Annotated in this window: 26 protein-coding genes and 2 pseudogenes; 8 read left to right on the top strand and 20 right to left on the bottom strand. The window is 64.1% G+C overall.

Features of this window, described 5'->3' with window-relative positions:
- Positions 1 to 84 precede the first annotated feature (84 nt).
- Both IVB24_RS36655 and IVB24_RS36650 read left to right on the top strand, forming a co-directional pair.
- Positions 85 to 909, top strand: a complete 825-nt coding sequence (locus IVB24_RS36655; protein ID WP_247771466.1) for a dienelactone hydrolase family protein — start codon at positions 85 to 87, stop codon at positions 907 to 909.
- Positions 910 to 1,159: 250 nt separating this feature from the next.
- A complete protein-coding gene (locus tag IVB24_RS36650; protein WP_101635014.1) occupies positions 1,160 to 1,306 on the top strand; it encodes a hypothetical protein in 147 nt (48 codons plus the stop codon).
- Between the two features lie 229 nt (positions 1,307 to 1,535).
- Here IVB24_RS36650 and xseA read toward each other — a convergent pair whose 3' ends face one another.
- From xseA to IVB24_RS36620, 6 genes and pseudogenes are all read right to left on the bottom strand, one after another.
- Positions 1,536 to 3,176 (bottom strand): exodeoxyribonuclease VII large subunit, encoded by a 1,641-nt coding sequence (gene xseA, locus IVB24_RS36645; RefSeq protein ID WP_247771465.1) that lies wholly within the window; start codon positions 3,174 to 3,176, stop codon positions 1,536 to 1,538.
- A 355-nt stretch (positions 3,177 to 3,531) separates the two neighbouring features.
- Positions 3,532 to 4,062: a hypothetical protein gene (locus tag IVB24_RS36640; protein WP_247771464.1), complete on the bottom strand. Its 531-nt coding sequence runs from the start codon at positions 4,060 to 4,062 to the stop codon at positions 3,532 to 3,534.
- A 294-nt stretch (positions 4,063 to 4,356) separates the two neighbouring features.
- Positions 4,357 to 4,662 (bottom strand): annotated as a pseudogene (locus IVB24_RS36635) (transposase); the annotation flags it as partial.
- A gap of 28 nt (positions 4,663 to 4,690) precedes the next feature.
- A pseudogene (locus IVB24_RS36630) lies at positions 4,691 to 5,843 on the bottom strand (IS3 family transposase).
- A gap of 41 nt (positions 5,844 to 5,884) precedes the next feature.
- On the bottom strand, positions 5,885 to 6,139 hold the full coding sequence (locus IVB24_RS36625) for a hypothetical protein (protein ID WP_346771350.1): 255 nt from the start codon (positions 6,137 to 6,139) through the stop codon (positions 5,885 to 5,887).
- 129 nt (positions 6,140 to 6,268) lie between these two features.
- The gene (locus tag IVB24_RS36620; RefSeq protein ID WP_247771463.1) at positions 6,269 to 6,508 is read right to left on the bottom strand and encodes a hypothetical protein; all 240 of its coding nucleotides are present in this window, start codon (positions 6,506 to 6,508) and stop codon (positions 6,269 to 6,271) included.
- Between the two features lie 296 nt (positions 6,509 to 6,804).
- On the opposite strand from IVB24_RS36620, the gene IVB24_RS36615 reads away from it, so the two are divergent.
- A complete protein-coding gene (locus IVB24_RS36615; RefSeq protein ID WP_247771462.1) occupies positions 6,805 to 7,767 on the top strand; it encodes a hypothetical protein in 963 nt (320 codons plus the stop codon).
- Between the two features lie 131 nt (positions 7,768 to 7,898).
- On the opposite strand, the gene IVB24_RS36610 is transcribed toward IVB24_RS36615, so the two are convergent.
- The 3 genes from IVB24_RS36610 to IVB24_RS36600 form a co-directional block, all read right to left on the bottom strand.
- Complete coding sequence (locus IVB24_RS36610) at positions 7,899 to 8,177, bottom strand: hypothetical protein (RefSeq protein ID WP_247771461.1); 279 nt, start codon at positions 8,175 to 8,177, stop codon at positions 7,899 to 7,901.
- Positions 8,178 to 9,317: 1,140 nt separating this feature from the next.
- Positions 9,318 to 9,524, bottom strand: a complete 207-nt coding sequence (locus IVB24_RS36605; protein WP_247771460.1) for a hypothetical protein — start codon at positions 9,522 to 9,524, stop codon at positions 9,318 to 9,320.
- A 24-nt stretch (positions 9,525 to 9,548) separates the two neighbouring features.
- The gene (locus IVB24_RS36600) at positions 9,549 to 9,836 is read right to left on the bottom strand and encodes a hypothetical protein (RefSeq protein WP_247771459.1); all 288 of its coding nucleotides are present in this window, start codon (positions 9,834 to 9,836) and stop codon (positions 9,549 to 9,551) included.
- Between the two features lie 310 nt (positions 9,837 to 10,146).
- On the opposite strand from IVB24_RS36600, the gene purD reads away from it, so the two are divergent.
- Both purD and IVB24_RS36590 read left to right on the top strand, forming a co-directional pair.
- Entirely contained in the window at positions 10,147 to 11,430 is a 1,284-nt protein-coding gene (gene purD / locus IVB24_RS36595) for a phosphoribosylamine--glycine ligase (RefSeq protein ID WP_247771458.1), read from the top strand.
- A 200-nt stretch (positions 11,431 to 11,630) separates the two neighbouring features.
- Entirely contained in the window at positions 11,631 to 12,533 is a 903-nt protein-coding gene (locus IVB24_RS36590) for an alpha/beta hydrolase (RefSeq protein WP_247771457.1), read from the top strand.
- A gap of 100 nt (positions 12,534 to 12,633) precedes the next feature.
- On the opposite strand, the gene IVB24_RS36585 is transcribed toward IVB24_RS36590, so the two are convergent.
- Positions 12,634 to 13,092: a nucleoside deaminase gene (locus IVB24_RS36585; RefSeq protein WP_247771456.1), complete on the bottom strand. Its 459-nt coding sequence runs from the start codon at positions 13,090 to 13,092 to the stop codon at positions 12,634 to 12,636.
- 120 nt (positions 13,093 to 13,212) lie between these two features.
- Between IVB24_RS36585 and IVB24_RS36580 the strand changes: the two genes are divergently transcribed.
- Both IVB24_RS36580 and rsmD read left to right on the top strand, forming a co-directional pair.
- The gene (locus IVB24_RS36580; protein ID WP_247771455.1) at positions 13,213 to 15,327 is read left to right on the top strand and encodes a pseudouridine synthase; all 2,115 of its coding nucleotides are present in this window, start codon (positions 13,213 to 13,215) and stop codon (positions 15,325 to 15,327) included.
- Positions 15,328 to 15,612: 285 nt separating this feature from the next.
- Entirely contained in the window at positions 15,613 to 16,170 is a 558-nt protein-coding gene (gene rsmD, locus IVB24_RS36575; RefSeq protein ID WP_247771454.1) for a 16S rRNA (guanine(966)-N(2))-methyltransferase RsmD, read from the top strand.
- 136 nt (positions 16,171 to 16,306) lie between these two features.
- Here the strand turns inward: rsmD and mutL are convergent, their stop codons facing one another.
- Positions 16,307 to 18,118 carry a DNA mismatch repair endonuclease MutL gene (gene mutL, locus IVB24_RS36570; RefSeq protein ID WP_247771453.1) on the bottom strand — a complete coding sequence of 604 codons (1,812 nt, stop codon included), beginning with the start codon at positions 18,116 to 18,118 and terminating at the stop codon, positions 16,307 to 16,309.
- A gap of 230 nt (positions 18,119 to 18,348) precedes the next feature.
- On the opposite strand from mutL, the gene IVB24_RS36565 reads away from it, so the two are divergent.
- Positions 18,349 to 18,666 carry a ribbon-helix-helix domain-containing protein gene (locus tag IVB24_RS36565; RefSeq protein WP_247771452.1) on the top strand — a complete coding sequence of 106 codons (318 nt, stop codon included), beginning with the start codon at positions 18,349 to 18,351 and terminating at the stop codon, positions 18,664 to 18,666.
- Positions 18,667 to 18,889: 223 nt separating this feature from the next.
- Here IVB24_RS36565 and IVB24_RS36560 read toward each other — a convergent pair whose 3' ends face one another.
- From IVB24_RS36560 to lspA, 9 genes are all read right to left on the bottom strand, one after another.
- On the bottom strand, positions 18,890 to 20,458 hold the full coding sequence (locus IVB24_RS36560) for a GMC family oxidoreductase (RefSeq protein ID WP_247771451.1): 1,569 nt from the start codon (positions 20,456 to 20,458) through the stop codon (positions 18,890 to 18,892).
- A 30-nt stretch (positions 20,459 to 20,488) separates the two neighbouring features.
- Entirely contained in the window at positions 20,489 to 21,037 is a 549-nt protein-coding gene (locus IVB24_RS36555) for a gluconate 2-dehydrogenase subunit 3 family protein (RefSeq protein ID WP_140482777.1), read from the bottom strand.
- Between the two features lie 44 nt (positions 21,038 to 21,081).
- Complete coding sequence (locus IVB24_RS36550) at positions 21,082 to 21,477, bottom strand: VOC family protein (protein ID WP_247771450.1); 396 nt, start codon at positions 21,475 to 21,477, stop codon at positions 21,082 to 21,084.
- Positions 21,478 to 21,864, bottom strand: a complete 387-nt coding sequence (locus IVB24_RS36545) for a c-type cytochrome (protein ID WP_247774243.1) — start codon at positions 21,862 to 21,864, stop codon at positions 21,478 to 21,480. It lies immediately after the preceding gene.
- Between the two features lie 157 nt (positions 21,865 to 22,021).
- Entirely contained in the window at positions 22,022 to 22,444 is a 423-nt protein-coding gene (arfB, locus tag IVB24_RS36540; RefSeq protein ID WP_094973076.1) for an alternative ribosome rescue aminoacyl-tRNA hydrolase ArfB, read from the bottom strand.
- Between the two features lie 117 nt (positions 22,445 to 22,561).
- The gene (locus IVB24_RS36535) at positions 22,562 to 23,929 is read right to left on the bottom strand and encodes a pitrilysin family protein (RefSeq protein ID WP_162308360.1); all 1,368 of its coding nucleotides are present in this window, start codon (positions 23,927 to 23,929) and stop codon (positions 22,562 to 22,564) included.
- Positions 23,926 to 25,317: a pitrilysin family protein gene (locus IVB24_RS36530; protein ID WP_247774242.1), complete on the bottom strand. Its 1,392-nt coding sequence runs from the start codon at positions 25,315 to 25,317 to the stop codon at positions 23,926 to 23,928. Before IVB24_RS36530 ends, IVB24_RS36535 begins: the two co-directional genes overlap by 4 nt.
- A 192-nt stretch (positions 25,318 to 25,509) precedes the next feature.
- Complete coding sequence (locus IVB24_RS36525; protein ID WP_247774241.1) at positions 25,510 to 26,238, bottom strand: hypothetical protein; 729 nt, start codon at positions 26,236 to 26,238, stop codon at positions 25,510 to 25,512.
- Between the two features lie 95 nt (positions 26,239 to 26,333).
- Positions 26,334 to 26,828, bottom strand: a complete 495-nt coding sequence (lspA, locus tag IVB24_RS36520; protein ID WP_247771449.1) for a signal peptidase II — start codon at positions 26,826 to 26,828, stop codon at positions 26,334 to 26,336.
- Positions 26,829 to 26,832: the final 4 nt, after the last annotated feature.

The raw sequence follows: 26,832 nt of genomic DNA, 5'->3' as shown, positions 1-26,832 counted from the left end.
CCGTTCCGATTCCATCGGAACGGAAATGGCTCTGGTGCTTGGGCGAAGGATCGCTGTATCAGGCATCTCCCATGGCAGACTCCGATGCGCCTTCGACTGACCGCCCTGTTCCTGACACTGCTGATGTCGGCCGCGCATGCCGCGCCGGCGCCGCAGCCGGTCGACATTCCGCTGGCGTCGGGCGTGCTGCATGCACAGCTCTACAAGCCTGAAGGTGCGGGGCCGTTTCCGGCCGTGATCGCGCTGCACGGCTGCGGCGGCCTCGCTGGCCATTCCGATCCCGTGCTGCCGCGCTATCGCGATTGGGCCGAGCGCCTGCTGAGGGCGGGCAATGCCGTGCTGCTGCCGGACAGCTATGGCTCGCGCGATCTCGGGCCGCAATGCCGCGTCAAGGAGATGCACTTCAAGGCGCGGCGTGAGCGCGTCATCGATATCGCGGCCTCGCACGCCTGGCTGATGAAGCAGTCTTGGGTGGCGCGCAACCGCGTCAGCCTGATGGGCTGGGCCACTGGCGCGAGCGCGCTGCTCTGGGCGGTGCGACCGCAGAGCGCGGCGCGTGAGCTTGGGCCGGATTTCCGCGCCGCGGTCGCCTTCTATCCGGACTGCCGGATCTCCGCCGGTCTCGGCTGGAGCACGCGGGTGCCGACCCTGGTGCTGATCGGCGGCAATGACGACGTTTCCTCGCCGCCGGCCTGCCGCCAGATGGTCGAGGGCGCGCATGGCCGTAGCGCGCTCGCACGCATCGTGGTCTATCCCGGCGCCGATCACGATTTCGACCGCGCCAGCACGCAGCTGCATGCAGCCGGCGGCAGCAACGACGCCGCCGCGCCGGAGCACGGCCATCTCGGCACGGATGCCGAGGCGCGCGCGGAGTCGCAGAGGGACGTCGCGCAATGGCTGGCGCGGTAATTCCGTAGCCCGGATCAGCGAAGCGATATCCGGGGCGAGTGGTCCCGCATATCGCTGCGCTCATGCGGGCTACATTTTTCGGCTCCAAAAGCGGGGCCGCCCGAGGAACAATTCAGGCGAGCAGCCCGCATCGACCACCGCCCTGCACGGACTTGATGGCCGACCGGGAATCTACGGATCGCGCGCAATGCGGGTTTCAGCCGGTGACGGCGCCTTAGTTCGACCACGATGTCGATTAAACGCAATCCTCATGCGCAACCGCCTCACTCTCGCCTCCGCACTGGCCGTCTTCACCGTCGCGATCTTCCTCTACGAGGCCCACGCCGGCGCCCCCCAGCGCGCGCCGGACCATTGCGGCTTCTGGACCACGATCGACGCGGGATTGTCGTGCCGGTAGGCATGACGGTGCCGTAGCCCGGATGAGCGAAGCGACATCCGGGACAACCATTCCCGCATATCGCTTTGCTCATGCGGGCTACAACTCATGCTCAACACGCGCCGTCATCGCCCGGCTTGACCGGGCGATCCAGTACTCCGAGACGGTTGTGACTGAATCGATAGGCCGCGGCGTACTGGATTCCCCGCCTGCGCGGGGAATGACACCGAGATTGAAGCGCCATCGCGCCTCAGAACAAATTGCCCTGATCCACCGGCTTGGCCACGCGCTTCGGCGCGGGCTTGGCCTCCTGCGCCGCCGGCTTGGCCTGCGCCGGCGCGCGCTTGGCCGTTGGAGCTGCACGATCCGCATCCGCCGTCGCGCCGACACGTCCATCCGCGAACTCGATCTCGAGGCGTGCGCCGGGACCGATGCTGTCGGCCGCATGCAGCGGATGTCCCGCTTCGTCCCGCACCAAAGCAAAACCGCGCGCGAGCACGCTGCGATAGGACAGCGCGGAGAGCAGCTTGCCGCTGTTGTCGACGCGGGCCTCCAACCGCTGCAGCAAGGTGAGAAGCGCGCGGCCGGCGCGTTCGCTGAGGCGATGCGTGCGCTCGCGCTGGCGGGCAATGGCGTTGCGCTGCGCCTGCGCGTTGGACAGCTTCGAGGCGCGCAGGCGAATTTCGAGCCCGGCAAAGCGGTCGCGCCGGCGCCGCAGCAGCGAGCGCGCGGAGAGGCCAAGCCGCTCGCCGCACACGGTGAGCCGGTGGTCGGCCTGCGAGATCTGGCCGTGCAGCACCCGCAGCGTCAGCTTCGAGCTCGCGGCGGTGAACCTGCGGAAATGCGCATGCGTGTTGGCCTTGAGACAGCGGGGCAGGGACGCGCCCGCCGAATCCAGCCGTTGCCTCGGAATGGCGAGCAGATCGCCGGCCGCCGGCAGCGCGCGCGCGGCGGCGCGCAACTCGTTGCGGCGGCTCTCCTGGCTGCGTTGCCAATAGGCGCGGGTGCGGCGGCCGAGATCGGCGACCTCGACGAAGAGATCGCTGCGCACCGGCACCGCCATCTCGGCCGCGGCCGTCGGTGTCGGCGCGCGCTTGTCGGCGACGAAATCGATCAGCGTGATGTCGGTCTCGTGCCCCACCGCCGAGATCAGCGGGATCATGCTCTCGCTTGCTGCCCGCACCACGATCTCCTCGTTGAACGACCAGAGGTCCTCCAGCGAGCCGCCGCCGCGCGCGACGATCAGCACGTCGGGCCGCGGAATCCTGCCGCCCTCCGGCAGCGCATTGAAGCCGCGGATCGCGGCCGCGACCTGCTCGGCCGAGCCTTCGCCCTGAACCTTCACCGGCCACACCAGCACGTGACGCGGAAAGCGGTCCTCCAGCCGGTGCAGGATGTCGCGGATCACGGCGCCGGTTGGCGACGTCACGACGCCGATCACCTCCGGCAGCCACGGCAGCAGCTGCTTGCGGGCCTCGTCGAACAGGCCTTCGGCGGCGAGCTTCTTCTTGCGCTCCTCCATCAGCGCCATCAGCGCGCCGATGCCGGCCGGCTCCAGCGCCTCGATCACGATCTGGTACTTCGAGGAGCCCGGATAGGTCGTGAGCTTGCCGGTGGCGATCACCTCGAGCCCTTCCTGGGGCTTGAAGCGCATCCGGCCGTGCACGCCCTTCCAGATCACCGCCTCGATCTTGGCGCTCTCGTCCTTGAGCGCGAAATAGCAATGGCCGGACGAATGCGCGCCGCGGAAGCCGGAGATCTCGCCGCGGACCCGGACATGGCCGAAGGCGTCCTCGACCGTCCGCTTCAGGGACTGGGAGAGCTCGGAAACGGTGAATTCGGGGGCGTTGAGCAGGGGTTCCGCAGGCGGCATCGGCAAACGATTCGGCATTTTGGGGTCAGACCCGACGTTAAGGCTTTTCGCCGGCAAGCGCGAATCCTGCTTTCTGCGCCGTCATTCCGGGGCGCGCCCTCTTGGGCGCGAGCCCGGAATCCATTTCACCACTGTTGCTGCCGCTCAATGGATTCTCAGGTGCGCAAGTGCGCACCATAGTTCGCGCTACGCGCGCCCCGGAATGACGCTTCGTAGGATGGGTTGAGCCCTTGCGAAACCCATCGCGGCTCTCGGTCATGGCGGTTGTCATCCGACTGCAACTCACGACGAAGCGCGGATGGCGCCCGATCGGTTTAGCTTTCCGGATGTTCAAGAAACAAGTGTGATGGGTTTCGTAAGGGCTCAACCCATCCTACGGGCTACCCGCAACTCCTTGCCCTATCTTGGCTCCCAAGAGAAAGCGAGCACCATTCTCCCGATGTCCGAGAAAATAGCCATAGGCCCCCTCCGGGATGTTAACTCCCTTTGCCATGGTCGCATCGCGCGCTGAGCGGACAGAATTCGCGATCAATTCTGGAAGTGTACCTTCGGGGTCGCCGTGAAATACCAACTGTGCACATCGGCTATCAGCGAGCGCCCAAGTACCTAGCACGAACGATGGTTCAGTTTCGTGTTGAAGACGCGCCGTTGCACTCGTGATGAACAAGGTTGCGATGGTCGCCTTACCTCTGGGAGCGGCCTCGACAAAAATCACGTCCTTCCAATCGGGCGTTACTCGTTGTTTCGGATGAACCGCAAGCTCGGATGTCGCGAAAATCAGATGAAACGCAGCAACGGTTGAAGGAAGTGTTTCTTCGGGCCTATCCCAAACTTCCCAAGCCCGGTCTTCGTTGTTGCCCAGCAAATGCGGTGCTTCAGCTATGGCTTCGGTTGTGAATCCCATCCTCCATCGGCCAGACGCGTGAAGGCTCACCTTCGTTTGTCGAAAGTTATCCCGGCATGCGATGTATAGGTCCTGCTTTTGCTTCCAAACGCGCCAAGAGTTTGAACTGACCCCTGCAGGATCACCGACTGCAAAACGGGCAGGCTTGTCACGGAGTGGCAGGCGACCACTCTGCTCCAATGTCTTGGGGGAGATCATAGGGACGTGAACCAAACTAAGCTCCGGATTGGCATGATTGGGATTATGGTGCCAGTTCGTAGGATGGGTTGAGCCCTTGCGAAACCCATCGCTTCTCTATCCTCGTTCACCGTAATCGCGGCCGTCATCCGACTGATCCCCGGCCCAATCGGCCGGGTAATTACCGAGCTTGACGTGGCGATGAAACGAGGAGGGCGCCCAGTCACGTACCCGGTTGACAAGCCCGTGCTTGACCGGATTGATATGAACATAGTCGACATGCCGCGCGAAATCGACTTCGTCCCGAATGGTATGCTCCCAATATCTGCGCTGCCAAATGCCCCGTTCACCTTTGGCCGAGCGGCTTTGGGATATCCCCTCGTTGCGTGGCAGACCGCGCGAAAAGCTGGATTTGATCAACTGAGCTGCTGCCGGTTTGATGGACACCAGGTTAAGCTAATCCCACCTTACGCTCGAACTCAACGGGGCTGAGATAGCCGATGGTCGAATGACGCCGGACGGCGTTATAGAACCGCTCGATGTAGTCGAACACATCTGCTCTTGCCTCGTTCCTGGTGCGATAGGTCTTGCGCTCGGTGCGCTCGGTCTTCAACGACGAGAAGAAGCTCTCCATCGCCGCGTTGTCCCACACATTGCCGGATCGGCTCATGCTGCAAACGATCCCGCTGTCGGCCATCAGGCGCTGGAACTGTTCGCTGACGTATTGGCTGCCGCGATCGGAATGATGCATCAAAGCATCCGGGTTGCCGCGGCGCCAGACTGCCATCAACAGGGCATCGGCAACCAATTGCGCTGTCATACTAGAGCTCATCGACCAGCCGACCACACGGCGCGAGAACAGGTCGATCACGGCCGACACGTAGAGCCAGCCCTCGGCGGTCCAGATGTAGGTGAAGTCGGCGATCCACTTCTGGTTCGGCCGCTCAGCCACAAACTGACGATCCAGAAGGTTCGCCGGCACGTTCGCTATCTGCCGGTCGCCTTCGTCCTTCGGCAGGCGCCGGCGCCTTGGTCTCGCCCGCAAGGCCTGCAGGCGCATCAGCCGCTCGATTCGATGCAGGCCGCAGTCGACGCCGTCTGCCAGAAGGTCTCTCCAGACGCGCCGTGCGCCATAGGTCCGGTCGCTGGCAACGAAGCTCGCCTTGACCCTCTGGCCTACCGTCTCGTCGCTTCGGGATCTGGCGCTGGGCGATCGGTTCAGCCAGGCATGGAAGCCCGACCGCGATACGCCCATTGCTTCGCATAGCCATGCCACCGGCCAGATGGTCCGGTGCTTCGCGATGAAGCCGAACTTCATGTCGCTTCCTTCGCGAAGTAGGCAGCGGCCTTTTTTAGGATGTCCCGCTCCGCCTTCAGCTTGGTGACCTCGCGCCGCAGCCGCTCGATCTCCAATTGCTCAGGCTTCATTTGCCCGTGGCCGGGGAAGGCCTGAACGGGATCGGAGCCGAACTCCTTCACCCATTTGCGCAGCACGTTCTCATGAACCCCCAGGTCGCGGCCGGCTTGCGCCACCGACACCCTCGTTCCCTGACAAGCTTGACCGCCTCGACCTTGAACTCTCGACTGAACTTCCGTCTCTGCATGACCACCTCCGGCTTCATGAAACACCCAATCTCGGTGTCCATCAAACCGGCAGCAGCTCAAACTGCCAGCGCATGGCAAAATCGGCATCACCTTTTGGTAAAGTCCACACCATATGAAGGTGATCAGGCAGCACCGCGATGGCATCGATGGTGAATGGATGGCGTCGGTGCGTTTCGCGAAACGCCCCGCGTAACACCGCGATATGATCCGTCAGCAACGCCAGCCTCCGCTCCGCCAGATTGACGGTGAAGAAGAAGCACCCACCCGGAATGAAGTTGCGGCGGTACGCGGTCATGACGCGATCTTGTCACGAAACAAGAGCGATGGGTTTCGCAAGGGCTCAACCCATCCTACGGGCTTACCAATTGGCGCCGCTCCGATGGAGCGAGAAGTCCGGCTCTCACCGGACTCCGTTTCGTGACGCTCACTTCGGATCGTGGTCCGCGTAAACGATCAGGCGCCAGCGGATCGAGCCCTGCGCCGGCGTATGCGCGTGGTGACCTTGCGGCGGGAGGATGTGGCCGGCAGCAATGCCAATCTCGCGATGGCAGCCCATGCACCGGTATATACCGGCGTAGGGAGCTGCAGTTCCCGGCCCGTGATCCTGATCGAACGCGTCACTGTTCGACTGTTGCAAGTAGTTTCCGTTCTTATAGGTAGCCATTCGACTTTCTTTCCAACTGAAGAAAGCCGGACTTGACCTGTCGGTGGTGACCGAATGTAATGCTGGCGCTGTGAACATCAGCAATTGGCCCGCAGTCCGGCTGGATTGCGCGGGCAATTCGGGGCCGCCAGTCGCAAGCTGGCGGTCCTCCCCGAATCGTCAACTGTTAGTTGACCATGCCTTGCCGCCGGCAAGGGTTAATCGTCGGGCTTATCCCGGCTATTCACAGGCACATCCTGTGGAGAACTAAATAATCCCGGCCGCAGCGAACCTCGCCAAAACGGTCAGCCAGCAGCATGACGGACGAGACCACGACACCATCCGCCAAGGATGATTATTTCATCCAGGTTGCAAAACGCTATGCGGCCAAGGACCCCCGGTTTCAGGCCACTCTGTTTTCCTATTACTCGGTCGATCCTTCCTTCAAGGATGACTTGGCGAAGCTGTTCTCCGGGCTGTCCGTCGGTCGCAAGAGCTGGCACCCGTTTGGTTTCGTGATTGCAGACATGAAGAACCGGGAGGTGCTGCACCTCGATCATCGCGTTATCGCTGTTCATCCGGGCCTCAATCTGTTCGCCGATCAACGCAAATTCGCTTTGCCCGATGCTTGCTACATGGTTCTCTTCTCGCCATGCGTCGCGCGCGAGGGGTTCAATGACTACTTTCTGGCCATGCGCACCCGCGATGTGGTTCTCGGGTTGCTCGCTTCGCTTGCCGGTCGCACCATCTGTCTCGATCACATCAGCGATCAGGTCCTCGTCGCCGCAACGCTTGAGGAGACCTCCGTCAGCAACGCTTTCCGGGTCCCACACCCCTACGAGTTCGTCGCTTTCAACGATCCCGCAATCCTGAGCGAAACTCTCGATGCCATCCTGGCGCTACCCGAAGAAGCCAGGGACAGCATTCTGTTCGCTCAGAACGTGTTTGGGCGGGCCGTTCAGGAGCGCGATGAGTGGTTCAGGTTCAGTCTCTACTGGATCTCGCTTGAGATGATTGCCCAGACGAAGGGCGATGGTGTTGCCGCCAAGATCGGAAACGCTTACGGCCAGAACAAGACTTATGCCTACGATGACCTGGAATTCCGTTCGGTGTACGAACGTCGCCATGCCTTGTTTCACAAGGGAAGCTTTTCGTCGTTCGACTCGCGCAGCGAGCGACTGATCCAGCTCTATTTCTTTGAATTGTTGCGGCTTCGCCTCCACCTGCCGTGCAAGAGGCTGGCGGAGGCCGCGATCAGTGCGTTTGGTCGTTGTACGTAATGTCGACGTTCTGGAAGCGAGGAAATTACGGTGAAAGCGCACAAAATGGTATCAACTGCGCTGGTTTTGGAAATTAGTGCACTGCTACGGTAATACCGTATCAATCGGACGACGCGATGTCGGACGCATTATTACCGGTCCATCAGAGCGCAGCCAGTGATCGCGCAAACTGACGACACGAATGCGATGAGGATTTGTTCATCTGATAATTGTGAGAAGATTGGAAAGTCGGTCGCATTGCCGGAAGGCCCCTTGTCGAATTCATCGACCCGGACAACATTGAGGTACCGGCCTGTGCCGGCCCAATCTTTGTCTGCTTCACGGTGCTGAATCCATGCTCGTTTAAAACCGCCCGGACCGATCTCCCATTCGATGTAGGGCTGACCCTTGCCGTCCTTCTTGATGTTCATTTCACTGTGCTCCGACGACCATGCGCGATAATGAGTAACGAAGAGACCTAACCCTACGCTCGACCATGATCGAATGTAGTGCGGTGACAGTGCACTAAACCGCGTAACAGATGCTTTGGCTGATTCAGTGCACTGTCACCGTATTTTTGCGATGAACCTTACGGCGGAAGCCACGGCGCGGTGAGATAGGTTGCTGGATTCAGATCAGGGTATAGTTGGGTCGGAACGGGGCGCGCCCACCGCTCAAGCGTTAAAAATGCTAGGCTATTGTTCGCGACTAGTCTGCTTTTGTAGCAGGTTTCGTAGTGATTGAAGCCTAACCCTTCCTATCGCGTGCTCGCGTTGCCGAGCGCATTCATTATAAAGCCTGCAGCATCGTCCGCGTCCCTGTCAGTCATGCATTTCTGCGGCCACTCAATGGCACTCCCACCAAGTGGAAAGAGCCGAACTAATTTGCTGCTTGGACTCCCTGTCATGTCAATTATATCCGAATGAACGGAGCTTACTGCGTGGACGTACAGCTTTCCGAATACCAGTGTGGTCGTCTGAGTATTCGGTATTGGCAGCCCGTTTGGCAGATGCCGCGCCGGATGGGCTTCGCTTGAGATTGCCAAGGCATTCTTGACCCAGTCTGCCACCCAGTCGCCTCGCTCATAGTGGCCGATCCAGATTTTCCATTGTGCCGCTGGGGGCATGCCAACGTTCATAAGTGCGTCGCGATGTTGTTGCGGGATCGCCGCACGGTCGGGATAAAAGTGGTCCGACGTCATGACCGACATGGCACACCACGCCGCGAGGGTCCCTTGTGCATCAACCCCGATCGATGTTGATCGTCCTATTGCTAGCGGAAGAACCACAGGCTTTGCGCGCTCTTGGAGCCTGCTCATCCAACCATTGTTGCAATCAGCGCAAACCAGCTTAACGCGCCTAGACTTCGAGTCGCCGTTGATGTTCCTACGATCTACGTCTGCGGGACGGTCGTCATGAACGACGGTGCTTGACGCACTGTAGCTTGTGCCGTTCTTAGGAACGTATTGACCAAGCCACGTGGGCCAAACATCCTCTTTCGTGAGACGGCCGCAGTTCGGACCACAGAAGATGCAGGTTTTCGTCAGGGCAGGCAACATGGGCTGTGGGCGATCAGTCGGACAAATCGTAACGGTAACGAAGTTCGGCAACAATTTGCTGCAGTTCGCCATTCAACGAAATCGCCTGCGCGGGCGAGGCGATAAGGTTTGCACCCCAGCCGTACATGGGGTCTCGGTGAATGATCACGCGGCAACCGCGCATTCGCTGAGAGGTGATCTCTTCAAGTTGGTGTGCTGTTGCTTTAGCCTTCGTGTGCATGGCGTCAAATCCTGTTGACAGACATTATGTGGTTTCCGGCCAAAAATGCTCTTTCATCTGACGGGCCATTAGTGCGGCAGTCTTTTCCGGCGCGACCTTGTACATCTGGTTTAAGATGGCGTCGAAACATGACGGACTCATTCTCAACGAGACCTCGGTTGTGCCACCGCCCTTCGAAGCAAGTTCGAATTTGAAGTGCAGCGATGGCTCCCTTTCGCTGAAGTTGTTCACGATAACGCTGTCGTTTTCGAAGTTCCATCGGCTTGCGGTGACGCCCGACCGGAACACCTTCGCTCCACGCAAAGACGGCATCTGCTCTCCTCTCAGCTGGTTTGTAACTAGCAGAATATAGCACGCGGCGCCTGCCTACGCGTGGAATGCACGTCAGACGGCAGCAGCCATAGGCTTGGTAAAATCTAAATGTCCGTATTCCGCAACGTTAGTGGTTTCGCCGGGTAGCTTCCGGAGCGTCACCGACTAGCCTGCGCATGGCCCGATGAAGTCGGCTCGCGCCCAAGGCGCGCGGCCCGGAATGCCGGGGAGTTCGGGGCAACACCCCTTGAGCCCCACGCGGATTCGTGCGACCTCCGCCCCCAGCAAACCCGTCATTTCTGAGCCCTCGATGCACATTCTCCTCCTCGGTTCCGGCGGCCGCGAACATGCCCTGGCATGGAAAATCGCAGCCTCCCCCCTGGTGACCAAATTCTGGTGCGCGCCGGGCAATGCCGGCATCGCGAAGGAGGCCGAATGCGTGGCGCTCGATGTGGCCGACCATGCGGCGGTGATCGCGTTCTGCAAGACGAACAAGGTCGAGCTCGTGGTGGTCGGGCCGGAGACGCCGCTGGCGGCCGGCATCGTCGATGATCTCACGGCGGCCGGCATCAAGGCGTTCGGGCCCAACAAAATTCCGGCGCAGCTCGAAAGCTCCAAGGGCTTCACCAAGGCGCTCTGCACCGAATTCGGCATTCCCACCGGCGCCTACAAGCGATTCACCAATCCCGAGGACGCGCGCGCTTATGTGCAGAGCCAGGGCGCGCCGATCGTGGTGAAGGCCGATGGTCTCGCCGCCGGCAAGGGCGTCGTCGTTGCCAAGACCGTGCGAGAGGCCGAGGACGCCATCGCCATGATGTTCGAGGGCGCGTTCGGCGAGGCCGGCACTGAAGTCGTGATCGAGGAGTTTCTGCCGGGCCGCGAGATCAGCTTCTTTGCGCTGTGCGACGGCGAGACCGCCATTCCGCTGGCCTCGGCGCAGGACCACAAGCGCGTGTTCGACCACGATGTCGGGCCGAACACCGGCGGCATGGGCGCCTATTCGCCGACGCCGCTGGTGACGCCACAGATCCACGACGCGATCATGGCCAAGATCATCCTGCCGACGGTCGCCGGCATGAAGAGCCGCGGCACGCCGTTCCGCGGCATTCTCTACGCCGGCATCATGCTGACGACGCAGGGGCCAAAGCTGTTCGAGTTCAACGTCCGCTTCGGCGACCCCGAGTGCCAGGTGCTGATGCTGCGCATGATGAGCGACATCGTGCCGGCGCTGCTCGCCGCCTGCGACGGGCAGCTGAAGAATTTCGACCTGCGCTGGCACAAGGAAACCGCGCTCACCGTGGTGATGGCGGCGAAGGGCTATCCCGGCGACTATCAGAAGGGCACGCGGATCGACGGGCTCGACGACGCCGCGAAGGTCGACAATGTCGAGATCTTCCACGCCGGCACGGTCGCGAAGGACGGCGCGATCCTCGCCAATGGCGGCCGCGTGCTCAATGTCTGCGCGCTGGGCGCGACCGTGACCGAGGCGCAGGCCCGCGCCTATCAGGCCGTCGACCGCATCCGCTGGCCCGAGGGCTTCTGCCGCCGCGACATCGGCTGGCAGGCGGTGGAGGCGGAGAAGGCCAAAGGCTAGTCGAGAGCTGGCCGAGGGCTCGTCCAGAGCTCGCTTGGCGCGGTCGCCGTCACCGGATCGCCACATCAGCCCGCCAGAATGTGCAATGGGTTTTTGGGGTTAGTGGCCCCGATGATGATACCGGTACTGTGCATGGGGTTGTTTTCGCACTTTTGGGGGTCGGGGGCCGGCCCAGCCTGACCCGACAAGGATGCAACAAGATGTCCGATCTCGCCGACCTCTATCCGGGCTTTGCGTCCGAATGGATCGATACCTCGTTCGGCCGCATCTTCGCCCGCGTCGGCGGCAAGGGACCGCCGCTCCTGCTCCTGCACGGCTTCTCCGAGACCAACGTGATGTGGCACCGCGTGGCGCCTGAGCTGGCTGACGCCTTCACGCTGATCATTGCGGATCTGCCGGGCTATGGCTGGTCCGACATGCCCGAGAGCGATGCGCTGCACATCCCCTACAGCAAGCGCGCCATGGCCAAGGCGATGGTGGAAGCGATGGAGCGGCTCGGTCACGTGCACTTCGCGCTGGCCGGCCACGACCGCGGCGGCCGCGTCTCGTATCGGCTGGCGCTCGACCATCCCGGCCGGCTGTCGAAGCTCGCGGTGCTCGATATCCTGCCGACCTATAATTACTGGGAGCGGATGAACCGCGCCTACGCGCTGAAGATCTATCACTGGACCTTCCTGGCCCAGCCCGCGCCGCTGCCGGAGACGCTGATCGCAGGGCAGGGCGAGTTCTTCCTGCGCTTCAAGATGGCGAGCCAGACCAAATCGAAGACGCTCGATGCCATCGACCCGCGCGCGCTCGAGCACTACCTCGCCCCGTTCCGCGATCCCGCCCGCATCCACGCGATGTGCGAGGATTACCGTGCCGGCGCCTATTTCGACTACGATCTCGACAAGGCCGATTTCGAAGCCGGCAAGAAGATCACGATCCCGATGCTGGCATTGTGGGGTGGCGTCGGCATCGCGCAGGCCGCTGCGACGCCGCTCGACACCTGGAAGCAATGGGCGACGAATGTGAGCGGCATGCCGGTCGATTCCGGCCACTTCCTCACCGAGGAGAATCCTGACGCGACCGCGAAGGCGCTGCGCGAGTTCTTCTCCTCGTAGCCCGGGTGAGCGCAGCGACACCCGGGACATCTTTCGCGGCGATCCCGGATGTCGCTGCACTCATCCGGGCTACGCACTGCGCCTGCAATGACGGAAGCCGTCACCGCCGCTCCCGAAAGAACTCCCTGAGCAGCCGAGTCGCCTCGCTCTCGCCGACGCCGGAATAGACGTCCGGCGCGTGGTGGCAGGTCGGCGCGGCGAAGAAGCGCACGCCTGATTCGACCGCGCCGCCCTTGGGGTCGGCGGCGCCGTAATAGAGCCGCCTCACCCTTGCAAACGAGATCGCGCCCGCACACATGGTGCAGGGCTCCAGCGTCACGTAGAGGTCGCAGTCCACCAGGCGCTCGCTGCCGATCTTTTTCGCCGCCTCGCGCAGCGCGACGATTTCGGCATGGCCGGTGGGGTCGCGGTCGGTCAGCGTCCGGTTGGCGGCGGTGGCAATGACCTCGTCATTGCGGACCACCACGCAGCCAACAGGAACTTCGCCCGCTTTTCCGGCATTTTCGGCCGCCAGAAGCGCCAAATCCATGAAAGAGGGGGCTTTCAAGCCTCGTATCATCGCAAGAAACCTGCTAGTAGCTGCGCCTTCAGCAGAAGTGCTTACCGGTTTTGCCTGGGCCTGCGGCTCCGAACGAGCGCGCACAATGCCTAACGGCCACCCCCTCGAGTGAGATCATTCATGCCTCGCGATAGCGACAAAGACAACGATTCCCGCGGCCGGCGAGGCCCGGCAAGGGGAGGTCCGCACAAGGGACCGCCGAAGGGCCGGTCCGGCAAGCCGCGCGGCCCGGACAAGAAATTCGCCAAGCGCGGCCCCGAGGGCAGGAGCGACGCCCGCCCACCCCGTGGTGACCGCGACAGCCGTCCGTTCCGCCCCCGCGCGGACGGCGATGCCCCGCGCCGCGACTTTAGCGAGCGGCCGAAATTCAACCGCGACGACCGGCCCCGGGAAGATCGCGGCGAGCGCAGCTTCAAGCCGCATGGCGACCGGCCTTTCTCCGATCGCTCCTCGCGTGATGGCGAGAAGCGCCCCTTCAAGCCGCGTGGTGATCGCCCCTCCTTTGGCCGCGACGACCGCCCGCCGCGCCGGGATCGCGACGATTCCCGCCCCGCCGGCCGGACCGGTGACAGAAAGTTTGGCGACAAGAAGCCCTACGCCCCGCGGGGCGATCGTCCGGAACGCAAGTTCGACGGCGAGCGGAAGTTTTCGCGCGGAGCACCGGATCGCTCCTCGCGTGATGGCGAGAAGCGCCCGTTCAAGCCGCGCGGAGATCGCCCGAATTTCGATCGCGGTGATCGTGCGCCGCGCGGCGACCGTCCGGAGCGCAAGTTCGACGGCGAGCGAAAGTTTTCGCGAGGCGCACCGGATCGCGACCGCGGGCCGCGCAAGGATTTCGGCGGCCGCGACCGCGGCGGGGACAAGCCCTGGCAGAAGCGCGAAGGCGGCGATGACCGTCCGCGCTTCTCGCGTTCGCGCGACGATCGCGCAACGGGCGATCGTCCGTTCCGCGAGCGGCCGAAATTCGATCGCCCCCGCGACGATCGTCCAAAGTTCGACCGGCCCCGTCGCGACGGCGAGGGCGACCGCGGCGGCGACCGGCCGAAATTCAACCGGCCGCGCGAGCGCTCGGAAGGCCGTTCTGACTGGCATGAGCATCCGCGCAGCGAGGGCCGCTTCGGCGATCGTCCCCGCCGTGAAAATGAGGACGAGAGCCGGATCTTCGAGAAGCGCCCCGCCTTCGGCGGCCGCGGCGCCTATCGCGAGCGCGATCGTGATTCCGATCGCCGCCCGCGCCGGGAGGAAGAGCCGAAGCCGAAGAAGGCCGGCGAGCGCATCGCCAAGGCGCTGGCTCGCGCCGGGCTGGCCTCGCGCCGCGATGCCGAGGAGATGGTCACGCAGGGCCGTGTCACCGTCAACGGTCGCGTCATCAACTCGCCCGCGCTCGACATCACCAAGAACGACGTCGTTCTGGTCGACGGCAAGCCGTTGCCGGAGCGCGAGCGCACGCGGCTGTTCCTCTATCACAAGCCGCGCGGGCTGATGACCACGCATGACGACCCCGAGGGTCGTCCGACCGTGTTCGACAATCTGCCCGAAGGCCTGCCGCGGCTGATCAGCGTCGGCCGGCTCGATTTCAACACCGAGGGCCTGCTGCTGCTCACCAACGACGGCGGGCTCGCGCGCACGCTCGAACTGCCGGACACCGGCTGGCTGCGCCGCTATCGCGTTCGCGCCCATGGCGACGTCACCCAGGCGCAGCTCGACGAGCTCAAGGACGGCGTCGAGATCGAGGGCGTCAAATACGGCCCGATCGACGCGACGCTGGAGCGCGACCAGGGCGCCAATGTCTGGCTGGTGTTCGCGATCCGCGAAGGCAAGAACCGCGAGGTGCGCAATGTTTGCGCGCATCTCGGGCTCGAGGTGAACCGGCTGATCCGTGTTTCCTACGGCCCGTTCCAACTCGGCGAAGTCCCCGAAGGCGAGGTCGAGGAGATCAAGTCGCGCGTGCTGCGCGACCAGCTCGGCGACAAGATCATCGAGAAGTCGGGCGCGCAGTTCGACGTGCCGCAGAAGTCTGCCTCGGCTGGCGACGATGGGGTGCCGCGCGAGAAGAAGCCCGCCAGCAAACGTGACGTGATCGCTGACCGCAAGGGCCGCCGCGTGCTGGTGCAGCGCACCGGCAGCGAGGAGGCGCGCGAGCGCAACGAGGCCGAGGCGAGCGGCTACGGTCCGCCGCGCCGTCCCAAGCGCGGCTATCACGGCAAGCGGGACCTGACGCCGAAGGAGGACTGACATGCTGAGCGGTCGGTCACTCCGCACTGCTTCGTTCCCTTCACTCTTGCCTGCAGGGGAATCGCATTTGCTTTCACGGCGGCGGCCTGCGGGCTTGCTCCGCCTCTCCCGCTTGCGGCAGAGGCCGACGCGCTCGCAGAGCGCGGCGGGTGAGGGTTCTCACCTCTGGGGGATTTCCTCGGCGCGTCTCGATGGTCCCATCGCTGAGACAACCCTCACCCCGACCCTCCCCCGCAAGCGGGGGAGGGAGGCGACCGTTCGTGTGGCCACAGGACGGGCCATGTAATGCGCGTCGTCGGCGGTCGTTTGAAGGGGCGCAATCTCGCCTCACCGTCCTCGCGCGAGATCCGCCCCACGGCGGACCGCCTGCGCGAATCCGTCTTCAATATCCTCGTGCACGCCTATGACGATCCGATTGCGGACGCGCGCGTGCTCGATCTCTTCGCCGGCACCGGCGCGCTCGGCATCGAGGCGTCGTCACGCGGCGCCAAGTTCACGTTGTTCGTCGACAACGGCGCGGAGGCGCGGGCGCTGCTGCGCAACAACGTCGAGTCGCTCGGCCTCGGCGGCGTGACCAAAGTCTATCGCCGCGATGCCACAGATCTGGGCCCCGCGCATCCCGTCGAGCCGTTCTCGCTGGCATTCCTCGATCCTCCCTATGGCAAGGGTTTCGCGGAGAAGGCCCTCGCAAGCTTGCGCGACGGCGGCTGGCTCACCCCGGGCGCGCTGCTCGTGGTGGAAGAGGCAAAGGCCGCGCAGTTCGTGACGCCGGAAGGCTACGAGGAATTGGAGCGGCGCGCGTATGACGACACGGAATTCGTGTTTCTGCGTAGGGCGGATTAGCGCAGCGTAATCCGCCACTGGTGTTTCGGCATACATAGCTGCCGTAGGGTGGGCAAAGCAGAGCGTGCCCACCACCTGTCTCGATCATGCAGAGCTCATGGGCACGGCGCTTCGCGCCTTTGCCCACCCTACAAAATCACCTTCGCCCGAACAGCTTCTCCACGTCGCTCAGCTTCAGCTCGACATAGGTCGGCCGGCCGTGATTGCACTGGCCGGAGTTCGGGGTGTCCTCCATCTCGCGGAGCAGGGCGTTCATCTCCTCCGGCCGCAGCCTTCGGCCGGCGCGCACCGAGCCGTGGCAGGCCATGGTCGCGGCGACGTGCATCAGGCGGCGCTCCAGCGGCAGCGCCTCGTCCCATTCGGCCATGTGCTCGGAGAGATCGCGCAGGAGGCCGCCCGCATTGGACTTGCCGAGCAGCGAGGGCGTTTCGCGCACCGCGACTGCGCCGAGGCCGAAGGATTCGATGGCGAGGCCGAATGACGCCAGCTCCTCGCTGCGCTCGAGCAGGCGCTCGACCGTCGCCTCGTCCATCTCGACGATCTCGGGGATGAGGAGGATCTGCCGCTGCACGCCGTTCGCCGCCAGCGAGGCCTTCAGCCGCTCATAGACGATGCGCTCATGCGCGGCATGCTGGTCGACGATGATGAGACCGTCGCGGGTCTGCGAGACGATATAGGTCTCGTGGATCTGCGTGCGCGCAGCGCCGAGCGGGCGGTCGACGAGATCGCTGATGGGCTGCGACTCGAACCGCACGTCTGCGCTGGGCGCGCCGACGTCGAAGGCCGCCTGCGAACGCTCGGCAAAGGCAGGCGCGGCGGCGCCCTCGAAGGACGGCATCGGCGCGACAGGCGCGGACGGCGAGGCCCGCCAGTCCCAGCTTGCGGGACGCGGCGTGAAGGCGGGCCGGAACGCGGACAGGGCGCTCTCGCCGCTATTGGCGGCTGTGCGGCGGCCTTCGCGCGCGAGCCCTTCCTTCAGCCCGTGCACGATCAGCGCGCGGACGAGGCCGGCATTGCGGAATCGCACCTCGGTCTTGGCCGGATGGACGTTGGCGTCGACCTCGCGTGGATCCAGCGTGATGAACAGCGCCAGCACCGGATGGCGGTCGCGCGGCAGATAGTCGGCATAGGCTCCGCGCACCGCGCCTAAGATCAGCTTGTCGCGCACCGGACGCCCGTTGACGAAGAGGTATTGCCCGAGCGCGTTGGCCTTGGTCAGCGCAGGCGCCGCGGCATAGCCGGCGACGACCACGCCCTCGCGTTCGGCGTGGACCTCGAAAGCGTGGCTGCGGAATTCGGCGCCCAGGATGTCGCCAAGCCGCGTCAGGCGGCCGGCGGCGCCGGGCAATGCCGCGGCCCAGGTCACCGGCGCGCGCTCCTCGCCGGCCAGTGTGAAGGCGATATCGGGCCGCGCCATCGCCAGCCGCCTGACCACCTCGCGAATCGCCTCGGCCTCGGTGCGGTCGGTCTTCAGGAATTTCAGCCGCGCCGGCGTCGCGTAGAAGAGATCGTTGACCTCGACGCGGGTGCCATGCGCCAGCGCCGCCGGCATGATCTCGGACTTCTCGCCGCCTTCGACATTGAGTGCCCAGGCATGCGGCTCGCCGGCATGCCTGGTGGTGATGGACAGCCGTGCCACCGAACCGATCGAGGGCAGCGCCTCGCCGCGGAACCCGAGCGTGCGGATCTGCAGCAGATCCTCGTCGTCGAGCTTGGAGGTCGCGTGACGCTCGACCGCAAGCGCAAGGTCCTTCGCGGTCATGCCGCCGCCGTCATCGGTGATGCCGATCCGCCGCCGCCCCCCGCCGTCGGTGAACACGTCGATCCGGCTGGCGCCGGCATCGATGGCGTTCTCGACCAGTTCCTTGACCACGCTCGCAGGACGTTCGACCACCTCGCCGGCGGCGATGCGGTTGACGACCTGCTCTGGAAGCTGGCGGACGGGCATGGGCTGGTTCTTGGATTCGCTGGACGGGCTATTCTATGCCGTGTTGCGTCAAAAGCATGTGCCAAGCAACAGGCAACCTGACCCGCCGGGGAGGGTTGTGGACGATTGCCCTGAAGCCATTGGACGTTCGAGCAAATCGCGCCGGCTGTCCTCCTCCCTCAGACTTGATTGTGGGGTGGCGGGCAGCGGTGTAGCATCGTGAAAAAATAGCAACAGGACGGGAGGACGCCATGTGCCATCTCTTCGCGCACCAGCCCCAACGTGACTACGAATCCCAGACCCGCTCCTTGCGGATCGGCGGGCACTGTACCTCGATCCGGCTTGAAATGGCGTTTTGGGATACGCTGGAGGAGATCGCGGCCAAGGAGAGCATGAGCGTCGGGAAATTCCTGACGACGCTCTACAACGAGGTGCTCGACCATCACGGCGAGGTCAATAATTTCGCCTCGCTGCTGCGATGCTCCTGCCTGATCTATCGATCCCGGAACGTGGCGCCGGTGCAGGACTTCAAGGGAACAGTCGCGCCTATGCTCGACGCGGCCGAATAGCCACGACAGCGAGAGCCGGCACCCGCATTTTCAACGTCGTCCTGTCGAACGTGTTCGGCCTGCATGGTTCGAGACGCCCGCCTTGGCGGGCTCCTCGTCATGAGGGTTTGATATCTCGCCGCAAAACCAGACCTCATCCTGAGGGCCCGCAGGAGGCGGGCGTCTCGAAGGATGGCCACAGGCGAACTTCCTGCCAAGTTCTTCCATGCGATGATTGGAGAGGTCAAATCTCCTTCTTCTGCATCGCGCCCGCCATGTAATCCGCCTGCCGGATCGCCAGCGCGACGATGGTCAGCGTCGGGTTGCAGGCCGCGCCGCTGGTGAACTGGCTGCCGTCGGAGACGAACAGGTTCTTGACGTCGTGGCTCTGGCCGAACTTGTTGACGACGCCGTCCCTGGGCTTTTCGCTCATTCGGTTGGTGCCGAGATTGTGGGTGCTCGGATAGGGCGGCGTCGGATAGGTCACGGTGGCGCCGACGGCGTCGTAGACTGCAGCGCCCTGCTTGTAGGCGTGCGCGCGCATCGCGAGATCGTTGGGATGATCGTCGAAATGCACGCTCGCCACCGGCTGCCCGAACTTGTCCTTCACGACGGGGTCGAGCGTGATGCGGTTGGTCACCTGCGGCATGTCCTCGCCGACCAGCCACATGCCGGCCATCCTGGGATAGCCGTCGAGCGCTGCGGTGAACGGGCGGCCCCAGGCGCCGGGATTGAGGAACGCGGCCATGAACGGCAGCCCGAGCGCCAGCGTCTCCATCTCGTAGCCGCCGACGAAGCCGCGCTTCGGATTGTTGGCGGCTTCATCGCGGATGATGCCGGCCATGGTGGTGCCGCGATACATGTGTACGGACTTCTCGAACACGGCGTAGACGCTGCCGGTCATGTGCCGCATGTAGTTGCGGCCGACCTGGCCCGATGAATTGCCGAGGCCGTCGGGGAACATGGTCGAGGCGCTGTTGAGCAGCAGCCGCGGGCTCTCGATCGAGTTGCCGGCGACCGCCACGACGCGCGCCTTCTGGCGCTGCATCGCGCCGCTCTCGTCGGCATAGACCACGCCGGTCACCTTGCCGCCGGCATCATGCTCGATCTTGATCGCCATGCTGCTCGGCCTGACTTCGAGATTGCCCGTCGCCTCACCCTTCGGGATCTCGGTGTAGAGCGTCGACCATTTCGCGCCGGATTTGCAGCCCTGGAAGCAGAAGCCGATCTGCTGGCAGGCGCCGCGCCCATCGCGCGGCTGGCTGTTGATCGCCATGTTGCCGGTGTGCACGGTCTTGTAGCCGAGCTTCTTGGCGCCGGCCTCCAGCACCTTGAAGTTATTGTTGCCGGGAAGGCCGGGAATGCCGTTGGTGCGGGTCACGCCCATCTTGTTCTCGGCCTTGGCGTACCACGGCTCCATCTCCGCGAGCGTCACCGGCCAGTCGAGCAGGTTTGCGCCGGGCAGGCCACCATAGGTGCTCTTCACCTTGAACTCGTGCTCGTCGAAACGCAGCGACGCGCCGGCCCAATGGGTCGTCGAGCCGCCGACCGCCTTGACGATCCAGGCGGGAAGGCCCGAAAAATCCTTGGCGACGCGCCACGTCCCCGACGTGGTGCGCGCATCGGTCCAGGCGAGCTGGGAAAAACTCTCCCATTCGTCGTTGACGAAGTCGTGGTTCTCGATGCGGGGACCCGCTTCGAGAATGACGACCTTGACGCCCTTCTGTGCGAGTTCGTTGCCCAGCGTGCCGCCGCCGGCACCGGAGCCGACGATCACCACAACGCTGGAGTCGTTCAGATCGAATTTTGCCATATGCGTTCTCCTGAACCGTTGGGGTGGATCTCAAGCCTTCGGCAGCCAGTCGATGTCGGCAAAGCCGCGGTTGATGTAGCCGCCGTGCTCGGCGGAGGAGCCCTCGTAGCCGAAGCGCGGCCAGACCTCTTTCTGGTTGTAGAGAGAGACGACGAGGTCGCCGCGGACCTTCTGGAAAAAGTCGCTCTGCTCGATTTCCTTCAGCAGTACGACGCGGTCGGCTTCCCAGGGCACCTCGATATAGGCCACCTTGTGGCGGTCCCGCGCGTTCTGATCGAGCCGCGTGATGCCGTCGCTGATCAGCGACTTGACGGACGCGTCCTTGGCCGCCTTGCTGTCCCAAGGCTTGATCGCGGTGATGTAATAGCTGTCTCCGAGCACATCATGCGGATAGATGTCGCGCGCGACCTTCAGCAATGTCTTCATCGTCGCGGGCGAGAGTGCGCTCGCATCCTCGGCCCAGGCGTCCTCAATGCTGACGGCGACGCTGGTCGCGACAGCGACGACCGGAACGGCCGTCACCGCGCCCTTGAGAAAGACACGGCGGCTGTGCTTGCTTCGACGATCGACTTCTCTCATGGGTTCCTCCGTTGATTTTTGTGATTTTGATTTTTGTAGCTTGATCAGCCGAAGCGTCCGCCCCGCTGGATCATTTCGATCTTGTAGCCATCGGGATCGCTGACGAAGAAGAAACGCGCCAGCGTCCTGCCACCGTGCTTGAAATCGCGTAACGGCCCCGGCGCGAGCTTCTCGCGCTCGAAGCGGGCGTGCTCGGCATCGAGATCCTCGACCACCACGGCCAGATGGCCATAGCCGTCGCCGAGCGCATAAGGCTCCTTGCGATCGAAGTTCACCGTCAGCTCGACCTCGAAAGGTGAGGAGGGGTGACGCAGATAGATCAGGGCAAAGTCTGCGAACTTCAGATGGTCGGCGACTTCGAGACCGAAGGCGCGTCTGTAGAAGTCGAGCGCGCGTGCCTCGTCCAGCACGCGGATCATGGAATGAACGGGCTTTGCCATTCAGTTCTGCTCCTTCAGGTAGGCGATGATGGCGGCGCGCGTCTCCGGCTTGCCTTGCCGATAGGCCATGATCACACCAGGAATGACGGCTTGCGGATTGGTCAGCCACGCGTCGAGCCGGGCTTCGTCCCAGGCGAAGTCCGCGTTGGCGAGGCCTTGCGAATACCGAAAGCCCTCGATCTTGCCGGCGGGACGGCCAACGACCTTGAGCAGCGGCGGTCCCTGGCGCGCCGGCTCCGACAGGCTCAACGTGTGGCACACCGCGCATTGTTGCTTGAAGAGCGTCGCGCCATCCGGCGGCTTTGCGGCCGGCAGAGGCATTTGCGCGTCGGCAACCCGCACCGTCAGCACCGCTGCGGTGCACAATCCCAGCACGATCGCGCGCATTGCCAAGAACCCGCATCCATGTCAAATTCAGCGTGCGCAAACTCTAGGCGCCGCCAAACATGCGGTGGTAGTAGCGGGCTATTTCGACCGGGAACAAAGCGCACAACGCACGACGTGGTTCGGCGCGGTCAGGGGGCTTGATCGAAGGCCGCGATCTCTAGTCGTCGAAACTGCGGCCCCCGCCGCGTCCGGCCTTGACGTCGCTGCGACGCTTCTTGCCCTCGAGGCGGCGCTGCTTGGAGCCGAAAGTCGGCTTCGTCGCGCGCCGCGGCTTTGGCCGCACCATGGCCTCGCGCAGCATTTCCGTGAGGCGGTCGATGGCATCCTGGCGGTTGCGCTCCTGGGTGCGGAAGCGCTGCGCCTGGATCACGATCACGCCGTCCTTGGTCATGCGCTGACCGGCAAGGCGGGCAAGGCGGAGAGCCGCATCATCGGGGAGAGTCAGCTTGCGTGTGTCGAAGCGCAGCTGCGCCGAGGTCGCGACCTTGTTGACGTTCTGCCCGCCCGGGCCGGAGGCGCGGACAAAGCCGATCTCGATGTCGTCCTCGTCGATGACGAGATCGCGGGATATCCGCAGCATGGTGGCACCATTCGTGATGCCCGGACATATCGCGGACGTCTGCGTTCGGCAATGGTGCCTGGGGGAAACGCAAATGGCCGGGCGAGCCCGGCCATTTCAGGACATCCGGAAGGGAGGTCAGTTCGACTTCGTCGCCGGCGCCGCCGACGGTTGCGCCGCGGCCTGCGGGGCGCGGCCGACGACGACGGTCAGCAGGCCCTGGCCCCAGAGGCGCTTGGCGGCGGCTTTGGCGTCGTCCAGCGTCACGGCATCGACGATGGCGTTGCGCTTCTCGATATAGTCGATCGGCAGCTTGTCCTGCTGATACTGCAGCAGCGCCTGCGCCAGCTTGGAGGAGGTGTCGAGCGCCAGCATCTGCGAGCCCTTGAGGTAGGACTTGGCCTCGTCCAGCTCCTTCTGGGTCGGACCTTCTTCTGCGATCCGGCGCACTTCCTTGTCGATGGCGTCGATGGTGTCGCCGGCACGGTCGGCACGCGTGCCGGTGTTGCCGATGAAGATCGCCGAATGCTCCATCCAGAGCAGCGATTCGAACACCGAATAGGCCAGCCCGCGCTTCTCGCGCACCTCGCGATAAAGGCGCGAAGACAATCCGCCGCCGCCGAGGATGTGATTGACGACGTAGGCAGCCATGAAGTTCGGATCGTTGCGCTTCACCCCGGGGCCGCCGAACGTGATCACGGTCTGCGGTACGTCGAGCGTGACGAAGGCGCGCTGCGGCGGCTTTGCAGCCTCGACGTCGGGGACCGGCGTGAGGTTGGCCTTGGCGGGCAGGCTACCGAACGTGTGGTCGAGCAGCTTACCGAGCGTCGCCGGGTCGACATCGCCGACGACTGCGATCTTCAGTCCGTCCTTCGCAAGCACGCGGCCGACATAGTCCTTCATGTCGGCGACCGTGATGGTCGGCACGCTGTCGAGATTGCCGTTGGTCTGCCGGCCATAGGGGTGATCGCCGAAGGCGACCTCCAGGAATTTGCGGCTCGCCAGCGAGGTCGGGTTGGTGGTCTCGCGGCGCAGGCCCGAGATGACCTGCGAGCGGATGCGCTCGACATCGGCGGTGTTGAAATGCGGCGAGGTCAGCGCGCTCCTGAGCAGGTCGAAAGCCTCGTCCTTGTTGTCGCGCAGCATGCGCAGGCTGCCGCGGAAGGTGTCGCGGGTGGCGCTGAAGGAGAGCTCGATGGCGCGGCGGTCGAGCCGCTCGTGGAAAGTCTTGGAATCGAGATCGCCGGAGCCTTCGTCGAGGAGGTCGCCGACCAGGTTGGCGACGCCCGACTTGTCCTTGGGATCCTGGGCCGAGCCGCCGGCGAAGGAATATTCCATCGCGATCAGCGGCACGGTTGCGTCCTGCACGAACCAAGCCTCGATGCCGCCGGGCGAGACCAGGCGCTGGATCTTTGCGGCGGCCTGTGACGGCGAGAGCGAAGCGAGCGCAAGCGCAGCGCCGGTGGCAAGGGAGAATGCAGCGCGTCGAAGGAAGGGATAGGTCACGAACGCTTCTCCTCGCGCTTGGCGGCACCGGTGTCCTTGATCAGATAGCCCGTCACCGAACGCTTCTTCTGGAGCCATTTCTGGGCGACGGCGCGGACCTGCTCGGCGGTGACCGCGCGGATGCGGTCGGGCCAGCTCCTGATGTCCTCGACCGACAGGCCGGTGGTCAGCGCGCCGCCATACCAGCGTGCCAGCACCGCCTGGTTGTCCTGGGCGTAGATCGCTTCCGCGATCAGCTGGGTCTTGACCCGCTCCAGATCCTCGGCGCGGATCGGGTTCTGCGCGACATTGGCGATGACGGCGTCGACCGCCTGCTCGACCTCTGCGAAGCTGATTCCGGGTTTCGGCGAGGCCGAGACCGCGAACTGGGTCGGATCGAGCGAGATGCTCGAATAGCTGGCGTTGGCGGAGACCGCGAGCGGCTTGTCGACGACGAGGGCGCGGTAGAGATAGGAATTGCTGCCGCTGCCCATCAGCTGTGCGAGCACGTCGAGGGCGGCGCTTTCACCGGCCGCAGCCGTGGTCGCCGAGGGCACCAGATAATAGCGCCGCATGCTCGGCTGCTCGACGCGCGGGTCGGCCAGCGTGACGGTGCGCGGCGCGGCGGGCTCCGGCTCCTGCGGACGGACGCGCCGTGCCGGGATCGCGGGCTGGGCCGGGATCGCACCGAAATTGCGCTCGACCAGCGGGCGGACGTCGGCGGCCTCGACGTCGCCGGCGATCACCAGGATCGCGTTGTTCGGCGCGTAGAAGCGGCGGTAGAAGGCGAGCGCGTCCTCGCGATCGAGCTTCTCGATCTCCTGATGCCAGCCGATCACGGGACGGCCGTAGGGATGATTGAGATAGAGCGCGGCCATGATCTGCTCGTTCAGCCGCGCGTCCGGATTGTTGGCGACGCGCATGTTGTATTCTTCGAGCACGACGTCGCGCTCGGGCAGCACGTTCTCGTCCTTGAGGATGAGGCCGGTCATGCGGTCGGCCTCGAACTCCATCATGGTCGCCAGCTGCTCTTTCGGCACGCGCTGGTAATAGTTGGTGTAGTCGACCGAGGTCGAGGCATTCTCATTGCCGCCGACGCGAAGCACGGTCTGGGAGAATTCGCCGACCGGATGCTTCGAGGTGCCCTTGAACATCAGGTGCTCGAGGAAGTGGGCGAGGCCCGACTTGCCCGGCGTTTCGTCGGCCGAACCGACCTTGTACCAGATCATCTCGGTGACGACGGGCGTGCGGTGATCGGGGATCACCACGACCTGCATGCCGTTGGCGAGCGTGAAGCTGGCTGGCGGGGCCGACGTGACCGTGGTCTGGGCAAGGGCCGCGCCTGATGTCAGGACACTGGTCGAAAGCAGCGCGGCAAGGAGACAGGCAGCCGATCGGTTTGCGGACATCATGATCCTTTAGGGATGACCGAGGTCCGGATGCCCGGCTCGGAGGCACGGCATGCTACACCGTGCGGCTGAGGCTTCGCGTCACGAAGCAGAGAACTCAACGCGGTGGCAAGTTACTGATCAGCAATTTATGCACCTCGGCCGGCGGACATGAATCGCCGGCGCGGGGTTTCAGGTCTGCAAACAGGAACGCTATTGTTCCTTGTCCTTGCCCGACATGATGTCGAAATAGGTCCGCCGCGTTTTGTCCTCGCCGGCCCCATAAGCATAGCTCGGAGACGGGGTCTGGTAGCCTGGCGGCGGCTCGACCAGCGACTGGCGCGGCGGCTCGCTGGTGAACTGCTTGGCCTCGGCCTTGCCTCCGACTCCCCTCATCATATTCCACAGGCCGCCGGAGAAGCCGAGCTCCGCGGGGCTGAGCGACGGATTGCCGTTGGTGCCCGGCTGGATTGGGTCGTTGCTTGTCCGGGGGGCTGCGGCAACTTCGCCGGCCTTCATCTCGGCGGGCGTCAGCGGCCGGGCGACCTGCCAGATTTCCGTTTCCTTGGTTGCCTTCTTGCGTGCGGCGATGGCTTCCTTGCGGCGCTTCTCCTCGGGGTCCTTGGGCCAGTTCGGCGCGGCCTTGGCTTCAGTCGCAGGCGGCGGCAGATCGAGCTTTGGCGGCACCACCAGCGGAGAGCGCTCGCGGTATTCGATGCCCCTCTTCTCCATGCTCTTGGCGCCGATGCCGGACATCAGATTGTCGATGATCTTCTCTTCGAAGGTCATCCCATCATCATCATCGTCGTCGTCACCGGCACGGGCTGCCCCGGCCGACATGACGAGACCGATGCCGAGCGCGACAGCGGACAATTTCAATGCCCGCCAAAGCCCCGATTGGGGGTCTCGAACCATCGAAATGCTGGTCTTCGAGCTGCGCATCACTGTACCTGTTCCATATTGTGTCAGATCGCCGCGCGTATGCGGCAAACCCTCGCAAAGGCCGGGTTCCACCTGCCGGTCCGTATCGGCCGGGATCAGGGCGCTTTTGCGGCGGGTACCCCCAGGAAGGAATCATACAATAGCCCCGCCACCCCAGCAACGATGGCCACGTCCGCCAGGTTAAACACATACCAATTATAGGTATTTCCGCCGATCTCGATGTGGAGCAGGGCGAAATCGACCACCGCGCCATAGGCCAGGCGGTCGATGCCGTTGCCGATGGCGCCGCCGATGATCAGCCCCAGCGCGACCGTGGCAAGCCGGGTGTGCGAGCGGGCCATCCAGATCGCCAGCGCGACCACGGCGACGGCCTTGACGGCCATCAGCGCCAGCTGCGCCGCCTGGCTGTCGTTCTGAAGCCAGCCGAAGCTGATGCCGATATTCATGGCCAGCACCAGGTCGAAGAAGGGCGTCACCTTGACGACGCCCTTCCCGGCAAGATCGAAGACGTTCAGCAGCCACAGTTTCGAGGCCTGGTCGGCCACCAGGGTGACAATGGCCGCGAAGATGCCGGCGCCGAGCGGGGACATGGCA

Source organism: Bradyrhizobium sp. 192, assembly GCF_023100965.1.
GTDB classification, from domain to species: domain Bacteria; phylum Pseudomonadota; class Alphaproteobacteria; order Rhizobiales; family Xanthobacteraceae; genus Bradyrhizobium; species Bradyrhizobium symbiodeficiens.
This window is presented reverse-complemented; position numbering and strand designations above follow the sequence as displayed.

Excerpts from the sequence above, each read along its gene's own strand:
- IVB24_RS36655 (WP_247771466.1), top strand. The coding sequence starts at position 85 with ATGCGCCTTCGACTGACCGCCCTGTTCCTGACACTGCTGATGTCGGCC.
- IVB24_RS36650 (WP_101635014.1), top strand. The coding sequence starts at position 1,160 with ATGCGCAACCGCCTCACTCTCGCCTCCGCACTGGCCGTCTTCACCGTC.
- xseA (WP_247771465.1), bottom strand. The coding sequence starts at position 3,176 with ATGCCGAATCGTTTGCCGATGCCGCCTGCGGAACCCCTGCTCAACGCC.
- IVB24_RS36640 (WP_247771464.1), bottom strand. The coding sequence starts at position 4,062 with ATGGGATTCACAACCGAAGCCATAGCTGAAGCACCGCATTTGCTGGGC.
- IVB24_RS36625 (WP_346771350.1), bottom strand. The coding sequence starts at position 6,139 with ATGACCGCGTACCGCCGCAACTTCATTCCGGGTGGGTGCTTCTTCTTC.
- IVB24_RS36620 (WP_247771463.1), bottom strand. The coding sequence starts at position 6,508 with ATGGCTACCTATAAGAACGGAAACTACTTGCAACAGTCGAACAGTGAC.
- IVB24_RS36615 (WP_247771462.1), top strand. The coding sequence starts at position 6,805 with ATGACGGACGAGACCACGACACCATCCGCCAAGGATGATTATTTCATC.
- IVB24_RS36610 (WP_247771461.1), bottom strand. The coding sequence starts at position 8,177 with ATGAACATCAAGAAGGACGGCAAGGGTCAGCCCTACATCGAATGGGAG.
- IVB24_RS36605 (WP_247771460.1), bottom strand. The coding sequence starts at position 9,524 with ATGCACACGAAGGCTAAAGCAACAGCACACCAACTTGAAGAGATCACC.
- IVB24_RS36600 (WP_247771459.1), bottom strand. The coding sequence starts at position 9,836 with ATGCCGTCTTTGCGTGGAGCGAAGGTGTTCCGGTCGGGCGTCACCGCA.
- purD (WP_247771458.1), top strand. The coding sequence starts at position 10,147 with ATGCACATTCTCCTCCTCGGTTCCGGCGGCCGCGAACATGCCCTGGCA.
- IVB24_RS36590 (WP_247771457.1), top strand. The coding sequence starts at position 11,631 with ATGTCCGATCTCGCCGACCTCTATCCGGGCTTTGCGTCCGAATGGATC.
- IVB24_RS36585 (WP_247771456.1), bottom strand. The coding sequence starts at position 13,092 with ATGATACGAGGCTTGAAAGCCCCCTCTTTCATGGATTTGGCGCTTCTG.
- IVB24_RS36580 (WP_247771455.1), top strand. The coding sequence starts at position 13,213 with ATGCCTCGCGATAGCGACAAAGACAACGATTCCCGCGGCCGGCGAGGC.
- rsmD (WP_247771454.1), top strand. The coding sequence starts at position 15,613 with ATGCGCGTCGTCGGCGGTCGTTTGAAGGGGCGCAATCTCGCCTCACCG.
- mutL (WP_247771453.1), bottom strand. The coding sequence starts at position 18,118 with ATGCCCGTCCGCCAGCTTCCAGAGCAGGTCGTCAACCGCATCGCCGCC.
- IVB24_RS36565 (WP_247771452.1), top strand. The coding sequence starts at position 18,349 with ATGTGCCATCTCTTCGCGCACCAGCCCCAACGTGACTACGAATCCCAG.
- IVB24_RS36560 (WP_247771451.1), bottom strand. The coding sequence starts at position 20,458 with ATGGCAAAATTCGATCTGAACGACTCCAGCGTTGTGGTGATCGTCGGC.
- IVB24_RS36555 (WP_140482777.1), bottom strand. The coding sequence starts at position 21,037 with ATGAGAGAAGTCGATCGTCGAAGCAAGCACAGCCGCCGTGTCTTTCTC.
- IVB24_RS36550 (WP_247771450.1), bottom strand. The coding sequence starts at position 21,477 with ATGGCAAAGCCCGTTCATTCCATGATCCGCGTGCTGGACGAGGCACGC.
- IVB24_RS36545 (WP_247774243.1), bottom strand. The coding sequence starts at position 21,864 with ATGCGCGCGATCGTGCTGGGATTGTGCACCGCAGCGGTGCTGACGGTG.
- arfB (WP_094973076.1), bottom strand. The coding sequence starts at position 22,444 with ATGCTGCGGATATCCCGCGATCTCGTCATCGACGAGGACGACATCGAG.
- IVB24_RS36530 (WP_247774242.1), bottom strand. The coding sequence starts at position 25,317 with ATGTCCGCAAACCGATCGGCTGCCTGTCTCCTTGCCGCGCTGCTTTCG.
- IVB24_RS36525 (WP_247774241.1), bottom strand. The coding sequence starts at position 26,238 with ATGCGCAGCTCGAAGACCAGCATTTCGATGGTTCGAGACCCCCAATCG.
- lspA (WP_247771449.1), bottom strand. The coding sequence starts at position 26,828 with ATGTCCCCGCTCGGCGCCGGCATCTTCGCGGCCATTGTCACCCTGGTG.